This window comes from Alkalibacterium thalassium, from assembly GCF_900101165.1.
GTDB lineage: Bacteria > Bacillota > Bacilli > Lactobacillales > Carnobacteriaceae_A > Alkalibacterium > Alkalibacterium indicireducens.
Map to the genome: position 1 here is coordinate 1 of NZ_FNFK01000086.1, position 6,494 is coordinate 6,494.

General features: G+C 34.5%; 4 protein-coding genes and 2 pseudogenes. 5 read left to right on the forward strand and 1 reads right to left on the reverse strand.

Going from position 1 to position 6,494, the window contains the following annotated elements; genetic code table 11:
- Positions 1–8 precede the first annotated feature (8 nt).
- Entirely contained in the window at positions 9–152 is a 144-nt protein-coding gene (locus tag BLR76_RS12500) for a hypothetical protein (protein ID WP_425425724.1), read from the forward strand.
- Positions 153–353: 201 nt separating this feature from the next.
- A pseudogene (locus BLR76_RS10980) lies at positions 354–953 on the forward strand (site-specific integrase); the annotation flags it as partial.
- Positions 954–1,050: 97 nt separating this feature from the next.
- Here BLR76_RS10980 and BLR76_RS11700 read toward each other — a convergent pair.
- Positions 1,051–2,223: a restriction endonuclease subunit S gene (locus BLR76_RS11700; protein WP_143009254.1), complete on the reverse strand. Its 1,173-nt coding sequence runs from the start codon at positions 2,221–2,223 to the stop codon at positions 1,051–1,053.
- 65 nt (positions 2,224–2,288) lie between these two features.
- Here BLR76_RS11700 and BLR76_RS10990 point away from each other — a divergent pair, with 65 nt between their 5' ends.
- The 3 genes and pseudogenes from BLR76_RS10990 to BLR76_RS11000 all read left to right on the forward strand — a co-directional run.
- Entirely contained in the window at positions 2,289–5,441 is a 3,153-nt protein-coding gene (locus tag BLR76_RS10990) for a type I restriction endonuclease subunit R (protein WP_425425725.1), read from the forward strand.
- 244 nt (positions 5,442–5,685) lie between these two features.
- A complete protein-coding gene (locus tag BLR76_RS10995; protein ID WP_091268895.1) occupies positions 5,686–6,162 on the forward strand; it encodes an EcsC family protein in 477 nt (158 codons plus the stop codon).
- Positions 6,163–6,256: 94 nt separating this feature from the next.
- Positions 6,257–6,494 (forward strand): annotated as a pseudogene (locus BLR76_RS11000) (IS4 family transposase); the annotation flags it as partial.

Below are 6,494 nucleotides of genomic sequence, written 5' to 3' on the forward strand. Positions count from 1 at the left end.
TGGCGACTATTCGGTTTAAAGTTTTCCACATTGCTGGAAGGCTGACACGACATGCGCGTAAAATAAAAGTCCGCTTGTCCACAGGTTACGTTTTCTCTTCACTGTTCTGGACAATATTGGAGAATATTCAACAGCTGGTTCTGTTGCATTAGCTACTCCAGAAGATCATATTAATTTTTTGACGATTGTAAGACCAAGGGGTCTTTATACTCTTTTTTCCATCTTTTTGTTTTCAATCTAATCGAGAAGGATATAAAGTGGCATGATAGACAGTTAATACTTAAAAATGTCTAAAAAAGCAGTGAGTTTAATAGAAATAGTTATCCACATTTAGAGGTATGAATAATTCAGGTAGGAAAAAGAAACATAAATTTCTTAATCAATTTGAAGTACAAGCATTATTGAAGAACTTAAATCTTACAGAAGAAATAAACTGGGATTGGTTCATTCTATTAATTACTAAAACAGGCATAAGGTTCTCCGAAGCACTGGCTTTGACACCAAATGATTTTGATTTTTCTCAACAGAAAATTACTATTAGTAAAACCTGGAATTATAAGCATACTCAAGGTGGATTTCAATCTACAAAGAATGAATCATCGAAAAGAAAAGTTCAATTAGATTGGCAAACAGCTATGCAATTTTCTCAGTTAATTAAAAATATGCAAAGTGATCAACCTATTTTCGTCAAAGGCAGAGTTTTTAACTCTACAGTTAACAATAGATTAAAAACACTGTGTCTAAATGCCGATATACCGGTTATAACTATTCATGGATTGCGACATACTCATGCATCTCTACTTTTATTTGCAAATGTATCTATTGCTAGTGTAGCAAAAAGATTAGGTCATTCTAGCATGACAACCACACAGGAAACATATTTACACATAATCAATGAACTTGAAAACCAGGATAATGATAAGATTATGAGACATCTAGCTATGTTATTGTAAAATACGATAGAGCTAGATATAGATAGAGTTTGGTGAATTTAATTAAGAACCAGGCTGATAGGAAATCCCTATTAGCTTAGTTCTTACAACTAGATTACTAAATAAACATTCTTTGTAGAAAAGACTTTTTCAGATCTACTAATTTATTTATCTTAGTTTGCTGTAAAAAAATGTTTTTATCAAGTTTTTCCAATAAATCTCCAATCATATATTGCTCTTTCTTCGAGGGCACAAATATTGAAGCATCTTTTAAATCATTTGAATTTATTGATTCGAATGTTGAACCTGTACTATACCTTTTCCAATAACCATTAACTTTCAAGTTTAAGAGATTTTGATATATAAATTCATTTCCATCAATACCAGCAACTCCACGTCCTAATACGACAGAATAGTTAGTCTTTGCTACATCACCGACAGGAGCACGGACACTTAGTATAATATCTTTAGGATTAGCTGTCTTTGTTACTTGAGTAGTCCAAACTCGTGGAACAACTTCACCATTTTTGAGGTCTGCATTACCCTGAACTAGAATATGGTCATTCGGGTTGTTAGTATAACTATTTCCATTTGGAGATTGACCCATTTTTATATTAGCAATTTTTCCTAATTTACACTGTTCCCATTTCCCATGATAATGTGTAAACCTAACTTTTGGTAGGTCTTGTTCTTTTTGAGGCAAGACATTCTGCATATATCCTTTTTTCAATTCATCCAACCTATCTAACTTCTCCTGATGAAGAGCGATAGTTTCATCGAGAAGTTTTAGAAGTTTACCAATTTTTAATTGCTCCTCAATTGTTTTTGGAAAATTAATAAAAATTTTATGAAGAACTTTCCCTTTTATCCCCTTCACAGTACCGCCAGTTGCTTTTTTATTAATTTCTACTTGGAAAGTTGGAGCTAAGAAATATTCGAATAAATAGTCGTTATTTATTAAATTTTCTTTTCCATCAAATTTGATCACTCGCTGTGCTAAAGCTATGTTTTCATTGTTTACTTGGGCTACGTTTCCTAATGGAGCTTCTGTTGTAAACAATACTTCCCCTATTTTAGGCATTCCTCTGCGCATAATATCTGGGTAATCTTCTTCCGATACAAATTGCTTGTCAGCGTTGTAATCTATATACCCATATCGAATATTACTCGCTGTAATAAGTTGTACTCCTTCTACAGCTTTCTTTGGGCTTTTACCTCGATAATCAGTATAATCAGTTAGCTCATTTAACTTACGCTGTTCCCAAGCGACAAAACGCTGAATAACAGTCACCTGTAAAGTTTTTCATGATATAATAACAGAATATAAAGAAAGGTAGGTGCCAAATCGTGGAATCGATTCATAAGTATGGGGAAGCTGGTGTTGAAGCTAGACTCATTGAAGTATTAGGTGAAGGATATAATCAATGGACTTACCGAGAAGATTTAAAGTCAGAAGATGACTTATGGAAAAATCTAAGGCAAAAAATTACTCAGAATAATCTATCTGAGATTGGTGAACAGCCGCTGACAGATAAAGAATTTGACACACTTAAAACAGAATTGTTAACACGAACTAAAACACCTTTCGATGCAGCTAAATGGTTGAAAGGCGAAAATGGGATTGCACGTATTACGCTAGAACGTGAAGATGCCACCTTGGGATCTGTTTCTTTGATTTTATACTCCAGTCAAGATATTGGTGGAGGGATTTCTACATATGAAGTGGTTAATCAAATTGCTAAGAAGAATACAGATATTGATGGCCGAGATCGCCGGTTTGATGTCACATTGCTAATAAATGGATTGCCAATAGTTCAAATTGAATTAAAACAAGCGAGTGCCAAAGACGGTGTTTTCCAAGCATTTAATCAAGTGAAAAAGTATGCCGATGAAGGTATGTTTCGAAATAACATTTTTTCAACACTACAACTATTTGTGATTTCCAATGAACAAACGACACGATATTTTGCCAATGCTTTACCGAAAGATATGCACCGTAAATTTATATTCGGTTGGCGCACTAAGGATAACACCAAAGTAGAGAACCTTTATGAATTCTGCAAACAGGTTTTGAATATCCCTGATGCCCATCGACTGGTTGCTCACTATACAATTGTGAGTGAAGACCAGGACAACAGAAATTTGATGGTACTTCATCCTTACCAAGTTCACGCTATTGAAGCGTTGTTTACTGCTGCAAATAAGCACCAATCTGGTTATGTTTGGCACGCTACTGGTTCAGGAAAGACCTTGACAAGTTTTGTATCCACTAAATTACTTGCTAGAAAATCGGGAATCGATCGGACTATTATGTTAGTGGACAGAAAAGATCTGGATAATCAAACAACTTCAGAGTTTTCGAAGTTTGCTTCGGAGTTTAATACAGGCATGTCTTCGGGAAGTAATAAAGAGAACAGTTTAATAGTGGGAACGGATAGTGCAAAAGAATTGAGTAAGACCCTTTTGGCTGATGCCAATTCTAATGTTATTATTGTCACGACTCGACAGAAATTAGATGCTGCATTACGTTACGCTAAACGTCAAGAAGAGAATAAAGGAACGAACCGCTTTAAGAGATTATTAGGGCAGCATATTATATTTGTCGTAGATGAATGTCATCGAGCGGTAAGTGCAGAAGGCATGGAAGAAATTAAAACCTTCTTCCCAAATTCTACTTGGTTTGGTTTCACGGGGACTCCTATTTTTGAAGAAAACAAGAAGCAGGCTAAAGGGCAACTAGCTCGTACAACTCATGATCAATATGGAGAGGTATTGCATACCTATACAATTAAGAACGCTTTGGAGGACGAATCGGTACTTGGGTTTCAAGTAGAACACGAAGATACTATTGAACCAGTTTCTCTAAGTAATCAAATCTTTCATCAGTTAGAGAAAGTAAAAGAACCTGCTTCATACTCTACTAAAAAGATTAATCAGCTAATCGACAATATGGACGAGATCAAAAAAGAAGACTATTTAACTAACGACGTATACGAACAGGATGAGCATATACAAAAGGTTCTTCGTAAAATACTACGTCCTGATAATGCCTATACAAAATTTGATTTTGAAAATGGAAGACCACAAAAATCGGCTATTCTAACCACTAGCTCGATCGATATGGCTAAAAAGTATTATTACGCCATAAAAGAAATGACGAGTGAGCCGAGCTGGATAGAAAAAGAATTTAGTGAACATCCTGTACGGACAGGAAGAACGATTGACGATCCAGATTTTCCAAGGGTTGCTATTACCTATTCTTTGGATGAGAATACCGAAGAATCGAATGAAAAAGAAAAGGAAATGCAGAATATTATCGAAGAATACAATGAATATTATAATACTTCATGGTCTCTAAAGGATATTGAGCGCTATAACGGAGACATCAATAATCGTTTAGCCCGAAAAAAAGCAGAGTTTAAGAAGATAGGACAACAAATCGATTTAGTAATTGTTGTCGATCGCTTACTAACTGGATTTGACGCGCCGACCGTTCAGACGTTATTTGTCGACCGTAATTTGAGTTACGCTAATTTAATTCAATCTTTTTCAAGGACCAATCGAACGTTCCCAGGAAAAACGAAGGGTCTAATCGTGACATTTCGTAAGCCCCATACAATGGAAAAGAATGTAGCCGATGCGACAAAGTTATATTCAGAAGCTAAGGAAGAAACGGGGTTAATATACCCAACATATAAGGAATCAAAAAAACGGTTTAATAAAGCTTACCAGAATGTAAAAGAATTTATCATTGTACCCGGTGATGTAGATGAACATTCATCGATTGAAACACGTGTAGACTACGTAAAAGCCTATCAGGAGCTGAATAACTCTTATGAGGCACTAGTAACCTATGATGATTATAACGACGATATGGAGACGTCCAACGCTCTAAAAGACCAGATCAGTATCTTGGAAGAACAACAGGGTGTTTATAACACTATTAAAGGATCATTAGTAGATGAAGAAGTCATTGATCCAAAACGAGAAGTTGATTTCTCAGGTATCGAATTCTACGGTGAAAACAATATTAAGTTATACGATATTGATTCCACTTATATTGATCGACTGCTTGATACCTATTCAGCAAACGATCAAGATGTGCGGGATGAAATTGAGAAAGCATTACAGAAATTGAATAAGAGTGAAATCGTCAGAAATGTATATCGTTCGATTTTAAATGCAATGGATGCAGAAGAATTAGATGTAAATGAAGATATTTTTGTAGTGAAGAGGCAGTATTTTACAAGTGCTAGAGACAGAGCAATTAAAGGCTTCGCTAATGAATGGTTTGTATCGGGGCACGAACTTCATTCCTCAGCTATTCAGTATATGGTAGGAGCTGATCCTGTGCCAAATATCGGAAGCATTATTGAAAGCAAAGACTATGAGAGTTATAAAGCGGTAAACCCGGAAGCTAAACCCTTTAAATATGCGCAAGCAATGAAACGGGAATGGCGAACTGTTTTGGATGAAGTGATTGTGCCTTTGGATAATGAGTTGAGATAAATAAAACCTTTTATTTTAAAGTTGTTGATATAAATGAACTGAATCTAATAGATTTCACGAAAATAATAATCTGTAAAGTTTACTGAACAATAATTTGCAATGAATTTCCTTAAATGTTATAAGGGATAATTCATCAAGGCTCAATAAATTTTTTATTAGGATTACAGATTTTAGATTAAATTAGTTTGTAAAAATAAGAATTATACATGTTAATTTAACGTAACAAGAGAAGGGATGTGAAACCTTGGAGAAAGATACATCTAAAGGATCTCAAATTTTAGACTTTGCTTATGATAAATGTTTAACTGGGATTCCTAAAGTTTCTAAACCTATAGAAGATTTGGCCAATGATTATATAAGTAGATACGGTAATACAGATGAAGCGATTGATAGATTAATTAGTAATCAGCTGAGTAAGAATACTATTAATGGATTTATTGCTGGTTTTGGTGGGATAGCTTTTATGAAATTTTCCCTACCAGTTAATATTACATCTGTTACGTATGTACAAATGAGAATGATAGCAGCAATAGCTATAATAAAGGGATATGACCTAAATGAGGATGCTGTACAGACTTTCGTGTATGCATGTATTGTAGGGAAGTCAGCAGGAGATGTTCTAAAAAAATCTGGCATTAATTTTAGTAATAAGGTCGGTCAAAATGTCTTAAGCAAAATTCCAGGGAAAGTATTTATAGATTTAAATAAAAAGTTACACTAGTGTTGCATTAAAAATTTAACTGTTTCATGATATAAAAAAGTCCTTTATAATGGGGTTGGATGACTTATCCAAGACCAAAACAAAGGACTACAACATGGATAAGTATAAAACAAAAATGACCATAAATAAATGGTTTTCCTACATTTCTTTAGAAACATTAAGTGAATCGTCTCGACAGACTATCAGTCAGTTTAATCGCTATTCAAAAAAGTTAACATTTAAGAAAGTTCTGAAACTCTTTCTCTATGCGATTAATGATGAAACCGATAGCCTACGGCATTTGGATCAACAGTTGGTCAACCCAAAATTAAAAGAAGTGATGGGTATGGAGT